At 43.2% G+C, this 21,917-nt stretch carries 21 protein-coding genes; 7 read left to right on the top strand and 14 right to left on the bottom strand.

Annotation, left to right across the window (positions count from 1 at the left end; genetic code table 11):
- Positions 1–398: 398 nt before the first annotated feature.
- The 3 genes from L2748_RS00460 to L2748_RS00450 all read left to right on the top strand — a co-directional run bounded on the left by L2748_RS00460 (position 399) and on the right by L2748_RS00450 (position 2,151).
- The gene (locus L2748_RS00460) at positions 399–1,247 is read left to right on the top strand and encodes a mechanosensitive ion channel family protein (RefSeq protein WP_220782147.1); all 849 of its coding nucleotides are present in this window, start codon (positions 399–401) and stop codon (positions 1,245–1,247) included.
- Between the two features lie 93 nt (positions 1,248–1,340).
- Entirely contained in the window at positions 1,341–1,646 is a 306-nt protein-coding gene (locus L2748_RS00455) for a hypothetical protein (RefSeq protein ID WP_220782146.1), read from the top strand.
- Positions 1,647–1,734: 88 nt separating this feature from the next.
- Positions 1,735–2,151: a nucleotide triphosphate diphosphatase NUDT15 gene (locus L2748_RS00450; protein WP_220782145.1), complete on the top strand. Its 417-nt coding sequence runs from the start codon at positions 1,735–1,737 to the stop codon at positions 2,149–2,151.
- Positions 2,152–2,208: 57 nt separating this feature from the next.
- Here L2748_RS00450 and L2748_RS00445 read toward each other — a convergent pair whose 3' ends face one another.
- Both L2748_RS00445 and L2748_RS00440 read right to left on the bottom strand, forming a co-directional pair.
- Positions 2,209–2,430 carry an amphi-Trp domain-containing protein gene (locus L2748_RS00445; protein ID WP_220782144.1) on the bottom strand — a complete coding sequence of 74 codons (222 nt, stop codon included), beginning with the start codon at positions 2,428–2,430 and terminating at the stop codon, positions 2,209–2,211.
- A 104-nt stretch (positions 2,431–2,534) separates the two neighbouring features.
- Complete coding sequence (locus L2748_RS00440) at positions 2,535–2,981, bottom strand: hypothetical protein (RefSeq protein WP_246616201.1); 447 nt, start codon at positions 2,979–2,981, stop codon at positions 2,535–2,537.
- Positions 2,982–3,323: 342 nt separating this feature from the next.
- On the opposite strand from L2748_RS00440, the gene L2748_RS00435 reads away from it, so the two are divergent.
- Positions 3,324–3,482, top strand: coding sequence for a DUF5993 family protein (locus tag L2748_RS00435; protein ID WP_338091004.1), 159 nt, complete (start codon positions 3,324–3,326; stop codon positions 3,480–3,482).
- Between the two features lie 8 nt (positions 3,483–3,490).
- Complete coding sequence (locus L2748_RS00430; RefSeq protein WP_220780736.1) at positions 3,491–4,039, top strand: disulfide bond formation protein B; 549 nt, start codon at positions 3,491–3,493, stop codon at positions 4,037–4,039.
- Between the two features lie 106 nt (positions 4,040–4,145).
- On the opposite strand, the gene oleD is transcribed toward L2748_RS00430, so the two are convergent.
- The 6 genes from oleD to L2748_RS00400 all read right to left on the bottom strand — a co-directional run bounded on the left by oleD (position 4,146) and on the right by L2748_RS00400 (position 11,953).
- Positions 4,146–5,228, bottom strand: coding sequence for a 2-alkyl-3-oxoalkanoate reductase (gene oleD, locus L2748_RS00425; protein ID WP_220780782.1), 1,083 nt, complete (start codon positions 5,226–5,228; stop codon positions 4,146–4,148).
- Positions 5,229–5,315: 87 nt separating this feature from the next.
- On the bottom strand, positions 5,316–7,037 hold the full coding sequence (oleC, locus tag L2748_RS00420) for an olefin beta-lactone synthetase (protein WP_220780737.1): 1,722 nt from the start codon (positions 7,035–7,037) through the stop codon (positions 5,316–5,318).
- A 5-nt stretch (positions 7,038–7,042) separates the two neighbouring features.
- Positions 7,043–7,954 carry an alpha/beta fold hydrolase gene (locus tag L2748_RS00415; protein ID WP_220780738.1) on the bottom strand — a complete coding sequence of 304 codons (912 nt, stop codon included), beginning with the start codon at positions 7,952–7,954 and terminating at the stop codon, positions 7,043–7,045.
- Between the two features lie 107 nt (positions 7,955–8,061).
- Positions 8,062–9,111, bottom strand: coding sequence for a 3-oxoacyl-ACP synthase III (locus L2748_RS00410; RefSeq protein WP_220780739.1), 1,050 nt, complete (start codon positions 9,109–9,111; stop codon positions 8,062–8,064).
- A 260-nt stretch (positions 9,112–9,371) separates the two neighbouring features.
- On the bottom strand, positions 9,372–10,670 hold the full coding sequence (locus L2748_RS00405) for a methyltransferase (RefSeq protein WP_220780740.1): 1,299 nt from the start codon (positions 10,668–10,670) through the stop codon (positions 9,372–9,374).
- A 92-nt stretch (positions 10,671–10,762) separates the two neighbouring features.
- Positions 10,763–11,953 carry a chemotaxis protein gene (locus L2748_RS00400; RefSeq protein ID WP_220780741.1) on the bottom strand — a complete coding sequence of 397 codons (1,191 nt, stop codon included), beginning with the start codon at positions 11,951–11,953 and terminating at the stop codon, positions 10,763–10,765.
- A gap of 219 nt (positions 11,954–12,172) precedes the next feature.
- Here L2748_RS00400 and L2748_RS00395 point away from each other — a divergent pair, with 219 nt between their 5' ends.
- Positions 12,173–12,412, top strand: coding sequence for a DUF1289 domain-containing protein (locus L2748_RS00395; RefSeq protein ID WP_220780742.1), 240 nt, complete (start codon positions 12,173–12,175; stop codon positions 12,410–12,412).
- 70 nt (positions 12,413–12,482) lie between these two features.
- Here the strand turns inward: L2748_RS00395 and L2748_RS00390 are convergent, their stop codons facing one another.
- From L2748_RS00390 to L2748_RS00365, 6 genes are all read right to left on the bottom strand, one after another.
- On the bottom strand, positions 12,483–12,845 hold the full coding sequence (locus tag L2748_RS00390; RefSeq protein ID WP_220780743.1) for a YajD family HNH nuclease: 363 nt from the start codon (positions 12,843–12,845) through the stop codon (positions 12,483–12,485).
- Positions 12,846–12,937: 92 nt separating this feature from the next.
- Positions 12,938–14,923 (bottom strand): BCCT family transporter, encoded by a 1,986-nt coding sequence (locus L2748_RS00385; RefSeq protein WP_220780783.1) that lies wholly within the window; start codon positions 14,921–14,923, stop codon positions 12,938–12,940.
- A 572-nt stretch (positions 14,924–15,495) separates the two neighbouring features.
- Positions 15,496–16,206, bottom strand: coding sequence for a phosphate signaling complex protein PhoU (phoU, locus tag L2748_RS00380; protein ID WP_220780744.1), 711 nt, complete (start codon positions 16,204–16,206; stop codon positions 15,496–15,498).
- Between the two features lie 21 nt (positions 16,207–16,227).
- Positions 16,228–17,046 (bottom strand): phosphate ABC transporter ATP-binding protein PstB, encoded by an 819-nt coding sequence (pstB, locus tag L2748_RS00375; protein ID WP_220780745.1) that lies wholly within the window; start codon positions 17,044–17,046, stop codon positions 16,228–16,230.
- Between the two features lie 31 nt (positions 17,047–17,077).
- Complete coding sequence (gene pstA, locus L2748_RS00370) at positions 17,078–18,730, bottom strand: phosphate ABC transporter permease PstA (RefSeq protein ID WP_220780746.1); 1,653 nt, start codon at positions 18,728–18,730, stop codon at positions 17,078–17,080.
- A 75-nt stretch (positions 18,731–18,805) separates the two neighbouring features.
- Complete coding sequence (locus tag L2748_RS00365; RefSeq protein WP_220780747.1) at positions 18,806–21,061, bottom strand: ABC transporter permease subunit; 2,256 nt, start codon at positions 21,059–21,061, stop codon at positions 18,806–18,808.
- Between the two features lie 285 nt (positions 21,062–21,346).
- Between L2748_RS00365 and L2748_RS00360 the strand changes: the two genes are divergently transcribed.
- Positions 21,347–21,847, top strand: coding sequence for a glycine cleavage system transcriptional repressor (locus L2748_RS00360; protein ID WP_220780748.1), 501 nt, complete (start codon positions 21,347–21,349; stop codon positions 21,845–21,847).
- The last annotated feature ends 70 nt before the right edge of the window (positions 21,848–21,917 follow it).

The raw sequence follows: 21,917 nt of genomic DNA, 5'->3' as shown, positions 1-21,917 counted from the left end.
ATGTGTTAATTGGCAGATGAACCTAATACTTGGATATGACAAAAAGACTTCAATAATATGGCTGACTTATTTCACTCAGGTGTCATAATTATTAACCGTAATAAAATCAATAAATAAGACGAACTTTTTACACGGAATTAATTTCACAAAAATAACATTTTATTCACAACAATTCCGCTAAATTGGACTATAACAGCTGTTTTCAGCTTTAAGCTGCAACACTCAATTGCTCAACTTGGGTAAGTCGTTATCAATCTGATCCAGCGCAGAACAGGCCTTAACTTGTTTTTTGACTATGATGACTTTAGAGTGAGCTTTATCTCTGTTAGTGCATCGCTTTGCTAAAAACAACAATGCCTAATAAGTAATCACAACAATAAGAGTTACAAGAGGATATCGTGGAGCAACTAACCTTAGTGGTCGACTTTTTACTAAACCATAAACTATTACTGACTGTGTTAATCATCGTACTGATTTCGTTGATTAAACGCTTAGTGATCTCAAGAATTCGTGGTGATGTCGCTTTTTTAACTGAAGTGCAGCGTAAATGGATGTCGCGTACTAAAAACGGCACCTTTATTTTAATCATTGTGATTTTATTTATGCTCTGGCAAACAGAGATCAGTAAATTTGCGTTATCGGTAACGGCTATCGCCATCGCCTTTGTTGTTGCCTCGAAAGAAATCATCTTATGCTTTACCGGCTCGATACAAAGAGCAAGCTCACGTTCATTTGTGATTGGTGACTGGATTGAGGTGGGCAAAATATGCGGTGAGGTGATTGAACACAACCTAATGGCAACGGTTATTCAAGAGATTGACTTACACCACGGTCAGTACCATTTCACTGGTAAAACAGCCACCCTACCAAACAGCATGTTCTTTAGTTATGCGGTAAAAAATCTTAACTTTATGAAGCGCTATGTTTACCATGACTTCAACATCACAGTGGTTGAGTTTGTTAACTTGTATCCGCTATTTGCTGAGCTATATGAAAAAATAGAAGCACATTGTGAAGAGTTTAGTGAAGTTGCCAAGCGCTATAACAGCGTGATAGAAAAACATGCTGGTGTCGATTTACCAGGCGCAGAGCCGCACATCCACATTACCAGTGGCATTAACGGTGAGCAGTTTGTGCATATTATGATTTTCTGCCCCACAGAGCAGGCCATTCATTTAGAGCAGTTGATCAGAGAAGACTTTATGATTGCCTACCATGAAGCTTTTGGCAAAGATGAGCGAGTTTAATCGGCTCGAATTATCCAATCTCGTCATGTTAGGTTTAATCAACTGAGCTTAGCCAACTTGCAGTTAGGCTAAGTCATTATTTTAAGGTTCATAATGAAAATTAAACTTAGTCTTTGTTTAGCTATGCTGTCCGCCTTTACTGTTTCAGCCCATGATGTAGATCCTTCTCAGTTTGAAGGCCAACCCTATGAGGTGGTAAAGAGTCAGCTTTTAGTAAATGGTTGGCAGACTATCCCAAAGCTGCAAGGCGAGCTTTCTTTCAGTGAGGCTTACCCAGAGATCACATGTGGTTCAGGCTCTATGGCTATTTGCTCTGTTGGTTTTCAAAAGCAACAGCACTCAATTGCTTTTGTGGTGCAAAGCATTGATGAGCAGATAATTGTTTTAGAGGAATACTAGTCGCTGAGGTTGCTGCTAACACCCGAACAATTAAAAGTTAAGTTAACTGTAGCGATTAAGCTACCTAATATTGAGAAAGGAAAATACCGTGAACAAGCAGGTACGAGTCGGTGTCGGTGTTGTCATCATGCGCAATGGCAAAATATTACTTGGCGAGCGAGTTGGCTCTCATGGCGCTAATACTTGGGCAACACCCGGCGGCCACCTCGAAGTGGGTGAAAGTATTGAAGCATGCGCCGCACGAGAAACCTTAGAAGAAACCGGCTTAGTTGTAGATTCATTTGAAAACTTAAGTTTTACCAATGATATTTTCAAAGCCGAAGACAAACATTACGTCACCTTGTTTTTGCGCGCCCAATACACAGGTGGTGAACCTATAGTAACCGAGCCTGAGAAATGTAAGCAATGGCAATGGTTCGAGCTGACTAACTTACCTGACCCATTATTCTCACCTATGATCAATCTATTAAATGATCCAAAGATCTGTAAACAGTTACAAAAATAAAAAACGCAGTGCCTAGTAAAACACTGCGTTATAGCGGTTAGATTCGTTTGTGGCGATTTAGTTTTCCCACTTAATTTGAAACTCAATCTCTTCTTCTGAGTCGCCGCGTTCATGTTCAATACTGTATTGAGCACGCACTGGCACGTATATCCGCTCACCAGCGATTTGAATTTCAAATTTTTCACCAGACTCAATCGTATCCGCCAAGCGCCTAAGCTTAGCTACGAACTCTTCATTACGATAAGTTTTCTCTATGTCTCTATCTGCTTTATCACTCATAAACGCTCCTTGTATTAATCAATTTTGAATTATCCGCACTTATAGCGTCAGCATAACGAGCCGAAGATCCTGCAGCATCTGCAGTAGAATTCACTGCGTAACGGTTAATCCAGCTTCTGCCACACTTCAACCTCTTTAAGCTCCCCCTCTTCAGTGCGCTCACTGCGCCATACATCACCTTCAATATTGTAGGTGAAGGCAAATGACACTCCAGATTTAACGCCAAAAGAGTTGAGTTCAGGGGATTCGACATAGTCATTAGCAGTAAAGGTATAACTTCCGCTACCAGCCGCCCAAAATTCATTAACGGTTTTTTCATCTGTACCGGTATTTTTCACCGTAGTGAAACTAAAATATTGCGCAGAAATGACTTTGATGGCACTTAGCTTTAAATCACTGTAATCAACCCATTGACCTTTTCCGTCTAAATACTTACCAGAAACAAGCTGCCAACTTCCAATAAATGGGTTTTCGCTAGCAATAGCCGTTACCGTCGTTACTGACAGCAGTGAGAATACAGCGATGATATTAATCAATAACCTCTTAAACAAATGTAAATTCCTTTTAATTTCAAATGCGTTAAAGCCCAAACTTTAGCGTGAGATGAGGTTAATGGCAAACCCTGCTTACTTTAGCAAATCTTATGCTATTAACATGTGATGATAAATAACTTAGGTTAACCGTAAAGTCGGATTGGCGGAGCAATCAAAAACACTGCAAACAAACAGAATATTGAGCCTACGTTTTAGCCCACCTTCTATATTCAACAAGATAACGATAGAAATAACACTTTTCACTATTTCATATTAGGATTAACGTAACTAGCCATACCAATCTATATCAAAGACAAAACGGCAGCCCCCAGACAGGTTGCATTAACTTTAAAGGACTTAATGATGATGACACTACTCTTTATTTTGTTTTTAATGGCGATGATATTCGCGCTTAAAAATAAAAGGACACTCGCATTTTATAGCTTTGCTATCTCACTTGTAGCCAGCATCTTTTGGTTTTCCCATCATGCTAGCGATACGTTAGCTATTTTATTGTAGGTGATAACATGACTGAGCAACTATCAAGACAATTAAACGCACTCGGTGCCATTGCTATCTCTTTAGTACTGGGGTTTGGATTTTATGCGCAATTTGCAGCTGGAGAGCTGCCTTGCCCACTATGCCTGTTGCAGCGCGTAGGTTTTGTCGCTGTGATGTTTGGACTTATCTGTAATGTAATCTTTGGTCCTAGACCGGTTCATTATGCCATTATGATCTTTGCAGCTTTATTTGGTGCAGCAGTGGCGCTAAGGCAAGTGGCTTTGCATGTTATCCCTGGCACGCCTTTCTACGGCGATGCATTCTTCGCCTACCACTTCTACACTTGGGCTTTTATCACCTTTAGTATTATTATCTTTGGTACAACGGTGATGTTGTCATTTTCATCTCAATATCAACCCGCACGCTTTCAACCATTAAAGTCTATGCCATTGTTAAGCCGAATCGCCGTATTTTCTGTATTGGCGGTAACGGCGCTTAATGCGGTGAGTACTTTTGCAGAATGCGGGCCATTTCAATGCCCGGACAACCCAGTGAGTTATTGGTTATTTAATTAACTATCAGTCTCAGCACTCTGACGGCACATATAACGAAAAAGACAGCAATGAATTGCTGTCTTTTTTTCACGGGTCATCGATAAGCCAAGGGATGGCTAAACCTTAACTAATTCGATTTGTTAAGGCTTACCTTTAAATATTGCATGCCATCATCAATACTCACTAATGCGCTATAATCTAAATCTTGTTTAGCTGCACTAATATCAAAATAGTGACTGGTTGACAGCTGACGCGCAACAAAGCGCGTCATGATTGGCTCATCTTTTTTACCTAATAAACGATACACAGACTCAAGCACACAACCTGCGATATAGGCAGCCAGAGTAGGTACACGTCTAGTCACTGGCGGTAAATCTTGACAAGCAAGAATTTTATTCAGCATTACCGCCATGGTTATCGGCTCATCATTACTCAAGTAGTAAGCTTTACCCGCACATTTAGCGGGTTTGTTTTCATTACCTTGACTCAAAGCTAAAGCCGCCAATATATGCGCGTAAGCAGCATTGTCTACATATATGGTATCGACCAGTTTATCGTCTTTACCAACCAGCTTTAATTTACCTGCTGCAGCTCGTTCTAGTACACGTGGGACAAGATGCGGATCATTCGGTCCCCAAATAAGATGCGGCCTTAATGCCGTAGTGTAAAGTTGCTTACCATTACTCAGTAAATCGCCGTTAGCAGCTAGCATCATTTTTTCTGCTATCGCTTTAGACTCACCATAAAAGTTTAGAAATGTTGCAGCGTATGGCGCTGACTCATCATTGCCATTCTCGTCAACACCAGCAAAGGTCACACTCGGTGTGCTGGTATAAACCAAATTGCCGATATTCGCCTGCTGACAAACACTGATAATATGTTTAGCGCCATCAACGTTGGGGGAATAATAGCTCTGTTTACTGCCCCAAACTCCTGCTTTTGACGCGACATGAAACACCACATCACAGCCACTTACCGCTTCAAGTAACCTTGATTCATCGGCGATATCGCCTTTTAGCATATCAACGCCAATGGCTGATAATGCAGGATAATCACCACGAGCAAAACCAGTGACTTTAATTCCTGCTGCAATCAAGCGCTCGCAGATGGCTTGGCCTAAAAAACCACCCGCACCAGTGACAAATGCCCGTGAAACCTTCTGTTTCAGCGCCGTTAATGCAACTTGCTCTAGTTGCAGATAATCGTGCAATTGCGGAGTCGTTACGCGACTTGCTAATGACTTTTCTGATAAGTTACCTGATAGTTCTGTCACAGGCTTTAATAATGACAAAGTCAGTTACTCCTTGATCTGCTTTTGCGCCCAAACAGCTAGTTTCTCTCTAAAAATCTTAGCGTTATGGCGAATATCAACCGGAAAATCAGGATGAATTAAAAAACGCTCTATCCCCTGAGTTTGCGCATGTTGCTCGGCAATCGCTTTTAGCTCGCTATAGAGCACGCCTGATAGCGAACAAGCAACCGATTGCTTAAGCTCGATACAAATTAATGGCGTGACTTTACCAGCAACCACCACGGCGACTAATGCGCTGCGCTTCACATCGCTATGGGTATTGAAGATCCGCTCACAAGGAATTGAGTAATAACGCTTAGGTTGGTTATTGGTTACCGCTAACGCATCAGCATCAACACGGTGGGCTTTTCTGCCGCACATCCACAGCAAACCATCATCATCGAGATACCCGAGATCGCCCATACGGTGACGTATATTGTCACCATCTTGCATTTTTGCAGCTTGAGTTGCGCTATCGCGCTGATAATAAGCACGACTGACCATGGGACCTTTTACCACGATTTCACCAATCTGGTTAGCAGGCAAACTTAACTCGTCACACCATTTAGCAATAGGTTGCTCATCAATATCGATGATTTTTAGCTCAACACCATCAATTGCACGACCAACACAAATACCGCCACCGTTGTCGGTTACTGCTGTGGTATTAAATAATTCACTACTGGCAATTTTACTTAATGGCAAAGACTCGGTCGCGCCATAAGAGTTAAGCACCTCCACGCCCTCATTTAGCATTAAACTAAAGCGTTTTATCGATGCTATGGTGGCAGGAGCGCCAGCTGAGATCACGCGCTTGATAGAAGCTAGCTGGTGAGACTTTTGTTCACCCGCTTGGCCGAGGCGATCGATAAGCGCAGGGTTAACAAACATATTACTGCATTGATATTTACCGATTGCGGCAAAAATAAATTCAGGGTTAGCCGTAATAGGCTTGCTTGCGTCCATATCTGGCACAATTGACGCCATACCTAATGCAGGACCAAACAGCGAAAACAGCGGGAATGTGGCTAAATCGCGCTCGCCCGGTTTGATTTGATAATCTTTTTTAAGCGCAGTAATTTGCGCTTCGAACATCTTGTGTGAATACACCACACCTTTAGGTGTGCCTGTGCTACCACTAGTAAACAAAATGGCAGCCATTGCGTTCTCATCAAGCCATTGCATTGCAAATGGTTTGGTCGCTGCCGCTTGATCAGTACTGAGTAAACTCTCTAATGGCGCTGCGCCTGTCAGAGCACCAGCAAGCTTAGTGCCGCCTACATTGATCCGGTATTTAACTGTCGACTTACCCCAGCCAAATAAACGTCTAGCGATATGCGCTTTAGGGATCCCGATAAATGCATCAGGTTTCGCCTCAGCAAAGCATTGCTTAAGATTGCGAACGCCCATGCCTGGATCGACCAAGATAGGGATAATTCCCGCTTTAAAAAGTGCAAAGGTTAAACAGAAAAAGTCGATACTGGGCGTGACCATCAAAACGGCCTTCATACCTGGCGTTAAACCATGACTAATTAAGCCATGGGCTAACGCATCACTTTTGGTATTAAGGGTTTGAAAGTCCATCTCTTGATAACGCAAAGCAGCAACGGATTGTCCACTTGCCTGCTGCACAGCCACGGCAAGAGAGGTAGGAATCGTTTCTGCGGCACTAACTAAATGACGGCACAAATTTGCGCCGTCATTGTTGATATGACTCTGACTCACCATAGCAATTAGGCTACCGATTCTTGCTTAACGTCTTTAGACGCCTCGGTTTCGGCGATAAAATCTTTGATATGACCAATCACTTCATCGCTGGCATCTTCAAGAATGTAATGGCCGCAATCAGCAAACTCATGCACTTTGGCATGCGGCATTCTTTGCTTCCACTCGGTTAAGAAGTGCTTATCGAATACAAAGTCCTGTAAGCCCCAGCAAATCACCGTTGGTACATCTTGAAACTTAACTAAGCTCGCCGCAATATCTGATACCAAATCATAATTACGGTCGCCCGGCTTTAACGGAATATCTTGCACAAAACGTAATGTCGAAATACGGTTCGCCCATGAATTAAATGGCGCAACATAGGCTTCACGAATATCTTTATGCATAGGTTTACGCTTAACCCCAACATAAGAGGCAGCCGATGAAAATGCATTAAACCCACGTACTAGGAATGTACCTAACAGGGTATTACGACAAATAGACAGCGCCCATGGGAAGGGCTTGCTAACCGGCAAATGAAATGCGCCAGTATTCAAAATAACTAAACGCTTAATGCGATCAGGATAACGTGCAGCATAGCCCATACCAATCATGCCACCCCAATCGTGCACCACTAAAGTAATGTTCTCTTTAACATCTAGATGCTCAAGCAGTGCTTCCAAATCATCAATACGATTTTTAAGGGTGTAATCATAACCACTGTCATCAGGCTTATCAGATAAACCACAACCGATATGATCAGGCACTATACATTGATGCTTATCGCTCAATGCGCTGATCAAATTGCGGTAATAAAAAGACCAGCTTGGATTGCCATGTACCATAACAACCGGCTCGCCTTGACCTTCGTTAACGTACTGAAGCTTATTGCCGTTTCTATCTAAATAGTTGCGCTTAAATGGGTGAAGAGTGTCTAGCATGACGTTTCCTATCTTTCTTATACTTGTCGAACGTTGTGTAGGCTAAGGGGCAAACCTGAAGATTTGCGGGCATTAACACGAGCCTTAATGCTCGTGTTCACCGAGTCTTACCACTTAAGGCCTAACATCATGCAGTTCAAACCACTGCCTATTCCTAAAAAGCTCACTTGATCGCCACTTTTCAAAAAGCCTTGATCATGCGCCATCGCAGCTGTCACCGGTAATGAAACCGTGCCCATGTTGCCAAGCAGCTTATAAGTTGGGAACTCTTTTTCCTCAGGAATATTTAACGCGCTAAGCACGTTACGACGATTTGATGCTCCTACCTGATGACAAATAACCTTATCGACCTGCTCTACTAACCAGTTACGCTGCTCAAGGAAGTGGCTCCAAGTATGACGAGCAAGCTCAACGCCCTCTTTAAGTAAGGCAACACCGTTAGTGCGCATAAATTCGCGGTACAGCTGAGGACCCGCTTCTTCAAGCCCCCACTGGCATAGATCGTAATGTTCTGGCGCCGACAGATGGCTAGCACCTAATAACTGATGTTGACGATTGCCTTTAAGGTTTAAGCTGCCGTCGGTCAACAAGACTGCCACAGCGCCTGAGCCACCTGTTAAGGTTGCTAATGACTGCGCATAGTTTTGCATTGTCGGTTCAGCCAGCATTTTATCGATGGTGATATCGACAATATGACGCGCTGATTCACAAGACACCACAAGACCTGCTTTAATTTGACCCAGCTCAATGCGGTTAGCGATATCTAAAATGCCCGAAAGCACACCCAAACAGGCGTTACTGATATCGTAAATAGCCGTGTCTTTAGAGACGCCGAGTTCTGCAGCAATACGGCAAGCGGTTGCAGGTTCGTGTTGGTCACGGCATACACCGGTATAAACCACAGCACCTAAATCACTGATCTGCACGCCGGTTTCAACAATGGTTTTATGAGCCGCGGCAAGCGCACCATCAGATAAACGGTGACCTTTTGGCCACCAGCGTCTTTCATGTATTCCCGTTAAAGTGGCAAGCTGCCCCATCGGAATACGAAACTTTTGGTATAAAGGCGCTAAACGAGATTCAAGCTCCGAAGTCGACACAACTTCTGGCGCTAGCTCGTAGGCCATACTATTAATAAAAACGCGGGAATATTTCATGAAACTGCTTTTAGTCGCTCACAAGATTGGCGGATTAACAGCCTATCAAGATTGTTATTTATTATTAACCAGCCATTTGAGCAAGAAAATCCCAATGATTCAATAAAAAACCGCATTACAAGGCGCTTTAAATCGGATCTATCTTAGACTTTACTTGAAAAACGACCTCACTTTTCGCGCGGATTCAATCACAGCCAACTTAATTACAACTTAATAAACAATTTGTTACAGCACTATTTAATTAAGCTAGCCTAGATTTCTTATTTAAATGCGTGAATTAACGCATTTCTCGGCGTCACACTGTTTGAACAAAATTCACTCAAATTAACTTGGTAGCCCTGCTCTTCTAAAAAGCAAACTCTATCTAATAGTAGCCATTGCTCCAGCATTGCTCGAAACAGATGGGCCACTAAGTCAATTCGACGGGTGAGTCTTTGGCGCTGTTCACCAAACTGACGATAATGCTCAAAATCAATATTTGCAGGCAAGCTTAACGCTTTCGCCTCTGCGGCCCAGTGACAGAAATCACTAAAGTCACCATTCAACTGACTTTGTTTTATCGATGGTACAGGCAGGTATTCGTCGCGATCTCGCACCTTACGCTGCAGTGCATCAAACCCTAAACGCCAGGCCATTTCTTGCAGTCGATACTGATTATGCTTGTCATTGGCAATGACACTTTGTTGCAAAGGTAACTGCAGATCGGCGCGGCTTAACTTAAGCTCACTGGCTTGGGCAACTTTAGAAAGGGCTTGATATTGTTTGTCTCTGATTAAATGATAACAACACGGTGAGACCACTAGTTGCTTAGTGCCAGCGTCTGTTACATGTTTAAGTAGCTGTACATGTAAGTCACCACAAGCGTGCAGTGCTACCGCTAACTGATCACGATGAAGTTGCTCACTTTGGCCAGCAAAGGCATCGGCACAAATAAAACGCTGGGGTAACTGCCATTGCTTCGCAAATTGCTCACCCGCGCTGCATAAGCTTTGCTGCCACTCAAGACTGACTACTTCTCTGTGCTGCGCTTTAGCAATTAGCCTACCTAGGTGCCCTTTACCCGCGCACCACTCAAGCACAGGCGTATTATCTTGCGGCAATTGTGCCACAAAGGCATTAATTTGCTGCCACTTACGCCCTTTAATATGGGCACTAAAGTGGGGCTCATCGGTATCATCAAGCAGTTGAGTATGCTTATCACTGACCGCATCCGCTTTAAGGCTTAAAGCAGCGTCTTTACCAATCGCTGACTGCCCAAATAACGTTAATGGCCAGCTTAAGCCCTTAACCGCTAAGTCGGCAGCAAGCGCACCAAGCAAGGCCTCATTTAGGCTGACTTGGCAAGCATCGATGCTATCAAGCTTATCATCATCTAATTGCCATACCGTTTGCGCTAGCTTGGGAAAATCACACTGCCAGGGTAGCGCTTGGCAATCAAAGCTACGGCTACGCCACAACTGCTGACTCTGCGTGAGTAAGCCGTCGAGTTGCTGCAATTTTTGCTCTGCACTTTGCGGCAGAGCGCAATCAACAGAATCTTGAGTTAAAAAAGGGCTCATATGAAATGAGGTTTTCCTAGGTTCGGGTTTAGAAATAAAACGGGCACCATAAAAGGTGCCCGAAAGTGTAGCATGATTAAGGCTTATCGCCGCTATTTCGCGGGCTCAGCTTTAGTGGCAGGTTTTAGCGCCGGCTTAGATAGCTTTTTAATTTGCATACGCTTACCTAGCCAAACTCCTAAACCTAACGGAGCAAAAAACACCACAACAAGGAACAGGACAAAATACAGGATCAAACTCTTAAGAGTTTTAGTGATCTCTTGAAACACCACTTCTACGGCATTTTGTGAGATCTGCTCTAAATCGACAGCCGCAGCCGCACGTTCACGCGCGACCATGGCTTCTAATGCTTGACGCTCATTTTTTACCATTAGCTCTAACGCTTGACGCTCGACAGATAACTGCTGCAGCTTGTCGTCAGTATCAGCGCTTAGCTGAGCTAGCAAAGGCGTTAACTCTTTACGCATGTCGACTGCCAATGACTGCATCATTTCAGGGCTTTGCGCCATTAATTGCTGAAACTTAGCTGATGTGTCGCTAATGCTAGTTAACGTGCGCTGAATTTCATCGGCATTGATATTTGAGTGCAGCGCGTAAAGCTCTGCTTTCCAGCCTAATATTTTAGGCATTTGCTCGGCAATCATCGCCATTCGGTCAGAAATATCGCTCATAACCTCAGGCACTGTACCAAAAGTGGTGACTGCATCAAATTCACTAATTTGATGAAACTCAAGCCAATCGGTAAACGCCGACTCTCGGGCGAACGCCATATCCTTAATCGGATGGCTAGCGACATATTGCTTCACAAACTCTTTATTTTTCTTAAAGTTTGTACCACCGAGCTTTTGTACCGTCCGCTCAAACTGATCGCGTAAATTCACACTGGCTTCGACTGCCACAGATTGCTGCTCTGCAAACAAGTTTTTGCCCGCGCCAGTATCAAAGAACTGCGCCATCTGCTCCGTAAACACCCAAGTATCAACCATAGCCGCTGTAGGTGATGCTTGAAAAATTGTATGTTGCAGATTTTGCTCAGCATTAATCTTCCACATCAAGGTGTTAGACTGTACTGGAATACTGTCGGTATTGCGCTCAATCAGATCTGCCGCACTTTCAACCTGGCTATAAAATACGGTACTAAAATCACGGCTAAACACGCGCATATTAAGTTGATCTTTAGGCAGTGGTTCAATACCACTTTCCAATTTTACTTCTAATAACGAACACGCATTAAGCATCACTGCCGCAACAGCGATAAAACAAAAGCGAAACACCGCTTTCATAACTCCTCCAGAAAACATACAATATATTGAATTTTAAGGTTAAAAACACCTTTAACTTCAATTCTACCATCGGATTATGTGGTTACCTATTGCTAACTCAATTATGGACTAATAACCCAGCTTATGAATTAACTTTGTTATACCTGCCAAAAACTAAGTTGTAAGACAATCAAGTCTCCCCTATCATTCGCTGCAAATTCGAACGAAAACATCAATAAAATGAAACAATCACCTTGCGTAGCCAAATGTGGCCTAAATGATGAAGATTACTGTATGGGTTGCTACCGCCATATCGATGAGATTGTTGGCTGGGGTAAGGCAACTGATGAACGCAAAGCGCAGATTTGGCAAAATCTTGAAACACGTAAAGCTAACATGCAAGGCGGCGAAAACAGTGCCATTTTAAGCCGTGATAAATGGTTAGCAGCAGAAAGTCGACTAGAGAAAGTTGAACAATAATATTAATACTAGCCAAAATCAAAAAGGCAATAAAAAAGCCGCTTATAGCGGCTTTAAAATATTTAAAAAGTTACTTTTTCAACATACTTTTTAAATCAGCAAACGGGTTATACGTTGCAGCTTCAACTTTGGTTTCACTGGTTGAACCATATTGAATCAACTCTTCAAACTTTGAATGTTCATTGTCATGGCAATAAAGACATAACAATTCCCAATTAGACCCATCTGAAGGGTTATTATCGTGGTTGTGATCACGATGATGCACCGTCAACTCTCTCAGGTTAGCGTTATTAAATTCGCGAGTACAACGGCCACAAACCCAAGGGTAAAGCTTAAGTGCTTGCTCACGATAACCGACTTCACGTTTAGCTTTATATTCTCTCGCTTCCGCTAAAACTCGGTCTAATTTACTTTGGCCTTGATTGGTTGACATTACATTTCTCAATTAAAGTTTGTTACCTAGAGCCAATTGTATCACTGACTCTAGGAAAGTTTCACCGCCTAAATACTTTCTAATCTGTTTACCTAAGCGTTAGTTTCACTGCCTAAATACTCAGAACTTGAAAGGTGTAAGTAATGTAGGTACTTCTCATATTGAGTCACCACATCGGCAAGCAGCTGATCTTGAGTAAAGCCCATTACATCATAATGCTGACCACCGTGCTCAAGGAACACTTCGACGCGGTAGTATTCATTATCGCCATCAGCATTATTAACATCCGTTTCTAACGGGTTGGAAATGGTGTAAGCGCGAATACGCAAACCATAGACAAAGTCATTATGTTCTTCGCTGTGCACCACGAAACGCACGCGATTATCAAAGTTTAAGATCTCTGATGAAATAGAACGACTTAAGAAGCTTTCACAGACTTTGGTTAATGCTGGTTGCGCCACATCATCTAAGAAGTCTTGCGCTTCTTGCTGACTTGGATGCGACAGCAATACGTCAATATGCGACTCCCAACTAACGTTCGTTTTAGTAAACTGCACGCTGGTATTGTGTGATTGCACGCTGTTGATCTTAAGCCAGTCATCTTTTAGCGCTTTGTATAAGCCAAAACACATCAAAAGCATCACAATTAAGAAAGGTAGTGCACTTGCTATCGCCGCAGTTTGTAAGGCTTGTAAGCCACCAGCAAGCAACAGTACCGATGCCACAACACCTTGCATAAGAGCCCAGAAAATACGCTGCCAAACCGGTGCATTATGATCGCCGCCCGATGTCAGGTTATCAATAACCAGTGAGCCTGAGTCTGATGAGGTCACAAAGAAAGTTACCACTAAACACAATGCAATCGTCGAGAACAATGTCGAGAAAGGCATATGTTCAAAGAACACAAATAACGCGACTGATACATCTTTTGATACCGCATCAGATAAATAAGTTCCGCCATTAGAAATCACTTCAATCGCGCTATTACCGAAGCCTGTCATCCATAAAAATGTCAGTGCGGACGGTACAAATAACACCCCTACTAGGAACTCACGAATAGTACGACCGCGTGAAACACGTGCAATGAAGGTACCTACAAATGGTGACCATGAAATCCACCACCCCCAATACAGTAGTGTCCAGCCGCCAATCCAGTCATTTTTCTGCTCGTAAGCATACAAGTTAAATGTCTTACCGACGATGTCGCTCAGGTATGCACCTGTGTTTTGCACAAATGCCTGTAATAGCTCAACGGTTGGACCAAAGATAAGTACACATACTAGCAATAATACCGCTAACAGCAGGTTAAGCTCACTTAAACGCTTAACGCCTTTATCAAGTCCAGAAAATACCGATAAGGTTGCAATACCACAAACAGCAATAATCAAACACACCTGCACCGTAGTGCTCACAGGTACATCTAATAAGTAGTTCAATCCAGAGTTAAGCTGGAATACGCCAAAGCCCAGTGATGTTGCAACACCAAACATGGTACCTAATACCGCAAATGTATCGACAGCATGACCAATTGGGCCATAAATCTTATCGCCAATTAGCGGGTACAAAGCGCTTCGTGGTAGCAAAGGCAACTTATGACGGTAGGAAAAGTAAGCGAGGCTCAAGGCAACGACGGCATAAATAGCCCAAGCATGAATGCCCCAGTGGAAGAAAGTAATCTTCATGGCATCTTTTGCCGCTTGAATCGTCATTGGATCAGCATCTGGCGGCGCCATGTAGTGCATCACCGGCTCAGCTACACCAAAGAACATTAAGCCGATACCCATACCTGCTGAAAACAGCATAGAGATCCAGCTCTTATAGGAGTAGTCAGGCTCAGAATGATCTGGGCCTAGTTTGATATCACCAAAGCGACTGACCATGACAAAAATAATAAAGATCAGAAATACAGCTACACCCAAAATGTATAGCCAACCCGCTTTAAGCTCAAACCAAGATTGGGCAGTTTTAAAAATATCTTGTGATTGTGTTGGCCATACGGCACAAACAACCACCATTAACGTAATTAAAATGACTGATGAAAAAAAGACTGGTGGATTAATACTCGATTTTATCGACATATAGTTACCGCGATTAATGAAGTACACGCAATCATTCTAGCTATGCGTGACAAGGCCGCCAGAGATTAAAGTGTATAAGCTAATATAAGAATACACTGGCGGGATTATTATTCTGTAGTTAAACCCGTAAGTGATACTCACCTTAAGAATGTTTATAAACCTGAGGCTTATCTTAAATATAGATGAGACTTTTGATAAATTAACATCTTGTACCTATTTTTGATAAATAAACCCTGCGAGCAAAATCAATAGACTCTGCAACGACATAAGCACTTACTTACCGCAAAAGGCACACAAATCACATTGAATAGCCTAACTCTAGAATGCCCTAGCGAAAGGGAAGCTCAGCTATTAAATGGAATTTGATTCACTGGGTATAACAACACAAAATTCACTTACACTATACATTATTTATCGTGCTAACGATTTCGTCTATAGCGCAAAAACACAAAAAGCAGCTTATCGCTGCTTTTTTGTATAATAGCTATCAACATTTAATGAAAAGTGTGACCTCAATCGCATCACGGTAACGCAACGTTAAGATGCAATTGAGAAACAAATCGTTAAACAGATTAAAGTTTAAGATCCTTTTCCATCTCTTCATAAGAGATATGGCGCACATCTTTACCTTTCACATAGTAGATAATGTACTCACAAATATTCTGACAACGGTCACCTACACGCTCGACTGCGCGAGCCGCCCAAAGTACATCTAACACTTCAGGGATTGAGCGAGGATCAGCCATCATATAGGTCATTAACTGACGAATAATGCCTTCGTACTCTTTATCAAGCTTAGTGTCTTCTTTATGTAACTCTAAGGCCACATCAGCGTCCATTCGAGCTAAAGCATCAAGTGTTGAGTGCAAAGTACGAGTTGCGTGACGGCCCATATTTTCAATGCTAACCAACAGGGGCTGCTGATTCTTAGAACGCTTATCCATGGCCGCTTTAGCAATTTTTACGCAAGCATCACCAATACGCTCAAGATCTGTAATCGTCTTTGAAATGGCTAGCACTAGGCGTAAATCGCTAGCAGCAGGTTGGCGCTTAGCTATAATGCGAGTACATTCTTCGTCAATCGCCACTTCCATGCCATTAACTTTATGATCTCCCTCTATAACCCTTTGTGCTAATTCAGCATCTAACGCTGCTAAGGCATCCAATGACTGTTCAAGCTGACGCTCAACTAAGCCGCCCATAGCCAATACGCGGTTACGGATATCGTCTAGTTCAGCATTAAACTGACCTGAGATATGCTTGTTTAAATTCATGTTTTCCATTGCATTAATGTCCTATCTCAATTATCCGTAACGACCCGTAATATAATCTTCGGTCTTTTTCTTCTTTGGCGTAGTGAAAATGGTGTTGGTATCAGCATACTCAATCAACTCACCCATATACATAAATGCAGTTTGATCAGACACACGAGCAGCCTGTTGCATGTTGTGGGTAACGATAACAACCGTATATTTCGATTTAAGGTCAGTGATTAACTCTTCAATCGTCAAGGTTGAGATAGGATCCAATGCTGATGTTGGTTCATCAAGCAGTAATACCTCTGGCTCGATAGCAATGGCGCGAGCAATCACCAAACGTTGCTGCTGACCACCCGATAAGCCAAAAGCGTTATCATGTAATCTGTCTTTTACTTCATCCCAGATAGCTGCGCCGCGTAGTGAACGCTCTGCGGCATCATCGAGATCTCGACGGTTATTCACCCCTTGTAAGCGAAGACCATAAACCACGTTCTCGTAAATCGATTTAGGGAATGGATTGGGACGCTGGAATACCATGCCTACATTACGGCGCAGCGCGGCAACATCGACCTTTTTGTCGTAAATGTTTTGCCCATGCAGCATGATCTCACCACCAATATGGCAGTTATCGACTAAGTCATTCATGCGGTTAATACAGCGCAGTAGTGTGGACTTACCACAACCACTTGGACCAATGAAAGCCGTGACTTTTTTCTTAGGGATCTTCATCGACACATCAAAAAGTGCCTGTTTATCGCCATATTTAAGATCTAAATTACGGATCTCTAGCGCTGTTTGTTCTTCTGTTAAGTTTTCTAGGTCTAGCATATCAGTCTTCATTACCGATTGATCTATTGAAATCATGTTCTGTCCTACTGCTTAGGATAATCGTCAATTAATGCTCAAGCGAACGATATTTTTCGCGTAAGTGGTTTCGTACACCAATGGCAGTTAAGTTAAGTGCCACAATTACCGAGACCAAAAGGAATGAAGTAGCGTATACCAAAGGACGCGCTGCTTCGACGTTAGGGCTTTGGAAACCAACATCGTAGATGTGGAAACCTAAGTGCATAAACTTACGTTCTAGATGCACAAATGGGAAATTCATATCAATCGGTAGTGTTGGCGCAAGCTTTACTACACCCACTAACATCAATGGTGCAACCTCACCCGCTGCGCGAGCAACCGCTAAAATTAAGCCAGTCATAATCGCTGGACTTGCCATTGGAATAATAATTCGCCATAGGGTTTCAGCTTTAGTTGCACCAAGCGCTAAGCTACCTTGACGCACAGAGCTTGGAATACGGCTTAAGCCCTCTTCTGTCGATACAATCACCACAGGCAAAGTTAAAATCGCCAAGGTTAATGCAGACCAAATTACGCCAGGTGAACCAAAAGTTGGCGCTGGCAATGCTTCAGGATAAAACAACTGATCCAGCGTGCCACCAAACATATACACAAAGAAACCTAAACCAAACACACCGTATACGATTGAAGGTACACCCGCTAAGTTAATTACCGCGATGCGGATCATCTTAGTTACAGGGCCTTTCTTAGCGTATTCATGTAAGTAGATGGCGGCGATAACCCCAAACGGCGTCACAATAACGGCCATCAGCATCACCATAAACACGGTACCGAAAATCGCCGGGAAAACGCCGCCTTCAGTATTCGCTTCTCGCGGATCGTCACTGACAAACTTGCCTACACCAATAAACCAGTTACCGATTTTGCCCATCACGCCTAAACGGTTGGCATAAGTCACGTCTAAAATACTGTCGAGCTTTAAGGTCACTTCTTCACCGCGCATATCGCGGATAACAACTGCGTCTCTGCCCGCTGCCGTTTTTAGCGCAAAAAACTCTTTTTCAACCAGCAGGTACTCAGCATTAAGCTTAACTCGCGCCGCTTCTATTTCTGCTTTACGCGTGTCAGTTAACGCGTTATCAAGTTCATATCGACGCGACTTTAAACGTAAGTTTTCAAGCTCATAATTAATAGAGCCGATCACACCTTTTTGCAGATCCAATGCTTGATCATTAAGCTCAACCGCGCGGTCAATATGCGATTCAAAGTCAGCCTCAATATTTTGTGAGGTTAATCGCTGACCGTCTTCAATTATCGCGACTGGGTAGCCATAAAAATCACCATTTTTACTGCGTTCAATCACTGCGATATCATTTGGCTTTGAGCGTGAAATAATATCTGTTGCTAAAATCCAGCGAAAATCTAAGCCAACAAACTCGCGGTTACCGGTTTTAACCAAGTAACGAGTAACGTTTTCGCCCACTTCGGTAGCAAACTTATGCCCGGCAGCAATAAGGCGCTCTGTTGGTACTTCCTCTTTATCGTAAACTTCACCAATCAAGGTATAACGCTCACCTTGTTGATTTTTCATTTCCCATTGATAAATATCTGCAGGCCAAAAGTAACTCAGGCCACGCCATGCGATAAGCAGCAACAACCCCAATACTGCAATCAAACACACGCTAACTGCGCCACTGGTCATCCAAATCCAAGGAGACCCCGATTTAAACCACTTACCCATTAGCTAAACCTCTTACGGCCACTGGCGAAATTGTCTTTATTAATGTCATTTTCTTATCATCCATAACAATGCCCATTACAGTGAGCTATAACGTTCACGTAGACGCTGCCTTACGACTTCCGCAATCGTGTTGAAGAAGAATGTAAAGATAAACAGTACGAAAGCTGCGAGGAATAACACACGATAATGCGAGCTACCAATGGCAGACTCTGGCATTTCAACTGCGATATTCGCTGCCAATGTGCGCATACCTTCAAACACACTCCACTCCATAATCGCCGTGTTACCCGTAGCCATCAGTACAATCATGGTTTCGCCAACAGCGCGCCCTAAGCCCATCATCACCGCCGAGAAAATACCTGGGCTCGCAGTAAGCAACACTACGCGGGTGAGCGTCTGCCAAGTGGTGGCACCTAATGCCAAACTACCATTTGATAAATGACGAGGAACTGAGAACACCGCATCTTCTGCGATAGAGAAAATGGTAGGGATAACCGCAAAGCCCATCGCAATACCGACCACTAGCGCATTACGTTGGTCGAACGTAATACCGAGCTCGTTAGTGATAAACATACGCGTATCACCATCAAACAGGGCTAGCTCTAATGTTGGGCTAATGGCAAATGAGAACCAACCGATAAAAATAATCACCGGCAGTAACATCAGCTCTTGATAGGTTTCTGGTAAGCGTTGCTTCCATGTCGCCGGCAGTTTATGCCAAGCAAACGCAGTACTTAAAATCGATATCGGCAGTAACACTAACAAAGTTAATATGCCGGGCAAGTTGTCTTCAATCAGCGGCGCTAACCAAAGACCCGCTAAGAAACCTAAAATAACCGTTGGTAGCGCTTCCATGATTTCAATGGTCGGTTTAACGATTGCGCGCACTTTCGGCGACATAAAATAAGCCGTATAAACGGCGCCGGCAATTGCAAGCGGTGTAGCAAACAGCATGGCATAAAGCGCGGCTTTCATAGTACCGAACGCCAACGGCATTAAGCTTAGCTTAGCTTCAAAGTCATCTGAACCTGACGTGGATTGCCATACGTACATAGGCTCTGGGTAGCCTTCGTACCAAACTTTTTCCCACATTGCGCTCCAAGAAACCTCAGGGTGGGTATTGGATACGCTATACAGGTTAAGCTTACCATCAGCTTCAACAACTAAGGCATTTGAACGTGGGCTAAAGCCTACTGTACCCGGCTTACTGAGCTTAAAGTTTTCTGAAAACAGCTCTCTTTCACTGGTGGTGTATAACAAGCTCAACTCGCCCGTCTCTGTAATCGTGACAAAGCTTTTACGGTAAAACTCTGAGGCTACACTGGCAATATCACCTTCAACTTCAAAGCTACGGATCTCTTGATACTGACGCCCTTGCTCACCATTAACTTGAAAGTATTGTTGTACTAATCCAGAGTCATAACTAACAAGTAGTGAGCTAGCACCTGCAAGTAAAGTTACATTGGTCACTTTGGCGTTAGCACGCGCAAGTGATAGCACCTGGCTTAGTTCAACCGCCTCTGCATCGCGAATATCGTATATAAATAGCTTGTTATCTGAACTTAGGATCAGCTGACGTTGATCTGGGGTCATTAGCTGTTGTTGCACATTAACTGGTGAATCGGGAATGATGCTGTTGTAAGCCAGCCATTCCACTTCTTCAGTCATCATGTTTTCTTCGCCTTCTTGGCGAGAAAGGTGCCAAACTTTGTCATCTGTTTGGTAAACAAAACTCATTTTGTCACTGCTGTAATCAAACGTAAGCTTGTTTAAAGCCCTGCCTAACGGATCAACCGTGAGCGCTTGATTACCATTGGCAAAGCGAATACGTGGCGTAATAAGGCGTTTGTCATTAGGGTAAGTGACACCAAACTCCACCCCTGCAATGATCACCTGACCGTTATTGAGACCAAGCGCAAAGCGCTGTTCACTCGGCATAGCAGCAGAGCTACTCACAACATGTGTGCCTGCCGGAGTATTAATTTGCTCGCTTCTTAGCAGCTGTGATGTATGTGTATCATAAAAATCGACTTTACCGAGCTTAGACACGCGATACATGATTTCATTTTGCTCATCACTGCCTACCATTAACGCCGGTTGGCTATCGTGAAACTCAGCACTCACGACCGGGGCGACTTCAGCACTATCGAAGATTGGCTTTACCACATAAAGTAGATAAAAGAAGATCAATAGCAGCGCCACAAAGACCATGGTCCCACCAACGGTGACGCCAATTTGGGCTGCTTTATCCTTGATTGCTCTGCGAGAAGAACCATTGTTTATCAATAGGTTTTTTCCAGCAGGTCCAGGTTGAGATACCTGAGTTTCCATTAAGAACCTCGATTATTCTAAAGCCAGTCAAACTTTAACTGGGATTGTATTAACGACTATGCTAACACTAAGGTTAGGTCGTGTTTAAAACCAAAATCTACATGCGCATATTTTAATGTGGTGCATTATATGACGCAAAAATGACACTAGTGTTACAGCGATGAACTAAAAATCATGCTACTCGCCGTAAAACAGCTAAGTAAACAGGTCAGCAATTGTGAGCTATCTAATTAAGATTTGGAAAGATTATACGGATTGATGTGATTAAAAATGGAGTAATATCAAATGTTAAGATATCTAGTTACCCTGCAAGCAAATGATAGAGAAGGTTTGGTTGAGCAAATTGCTCACTCTGTTAGCCGCCACGGAGGCCATTGGTTAGACTCAGAGCTACGTCATATTGACGGCGTGTTTGCCGCAATTTTGCTTTTAGAGGTGCCTTCAGCCCAGTGGGATGCCCTGATTGAAAATCTAGAATTACTCGAAGGCGTGGCACTCACTTATTCAAAAACCAGTAAGCCACAACCCAAAAACAAACATGTCAGTTATTCATTAGTGGCTAACGACAGACCGGGGCTTGTGCATGATATTTCAAATAAAATTAGTGCACTAGGTATTAACATTGAGCATATGAGCACCCGCTATGAAACCGCCAGTCATACCGGTATCGCCTTGTTTAGAGCTGATTTTAATGTGGGGATGAAAGGTGCAAGTGATGAGGAAAAGTTAACCGAAGCATTACATAGCATAGGGGATGATGTGCAGCTCGATAATCTCTCTGCATAACTCAGCCTATTTGAGAGTAAGCCTGACAATAAACAGTTAGGCTTATTTTCTGCTGCGCTTATCTTTTCTA

This window comes from Shewanella sairae, from assembly GCF_023283535.1.
In the GTDB taxonomy this organism is placed as follows: domain Bacteria; phylum Pseudomonadota; class Gammaproteobacteria; order Enterobacterales; family Shewanellaceae; genus Shewanella; species Shewanella sairae.
This window is presented reverse-complemented; position numbering and strand designations above follow the sequence as displayed.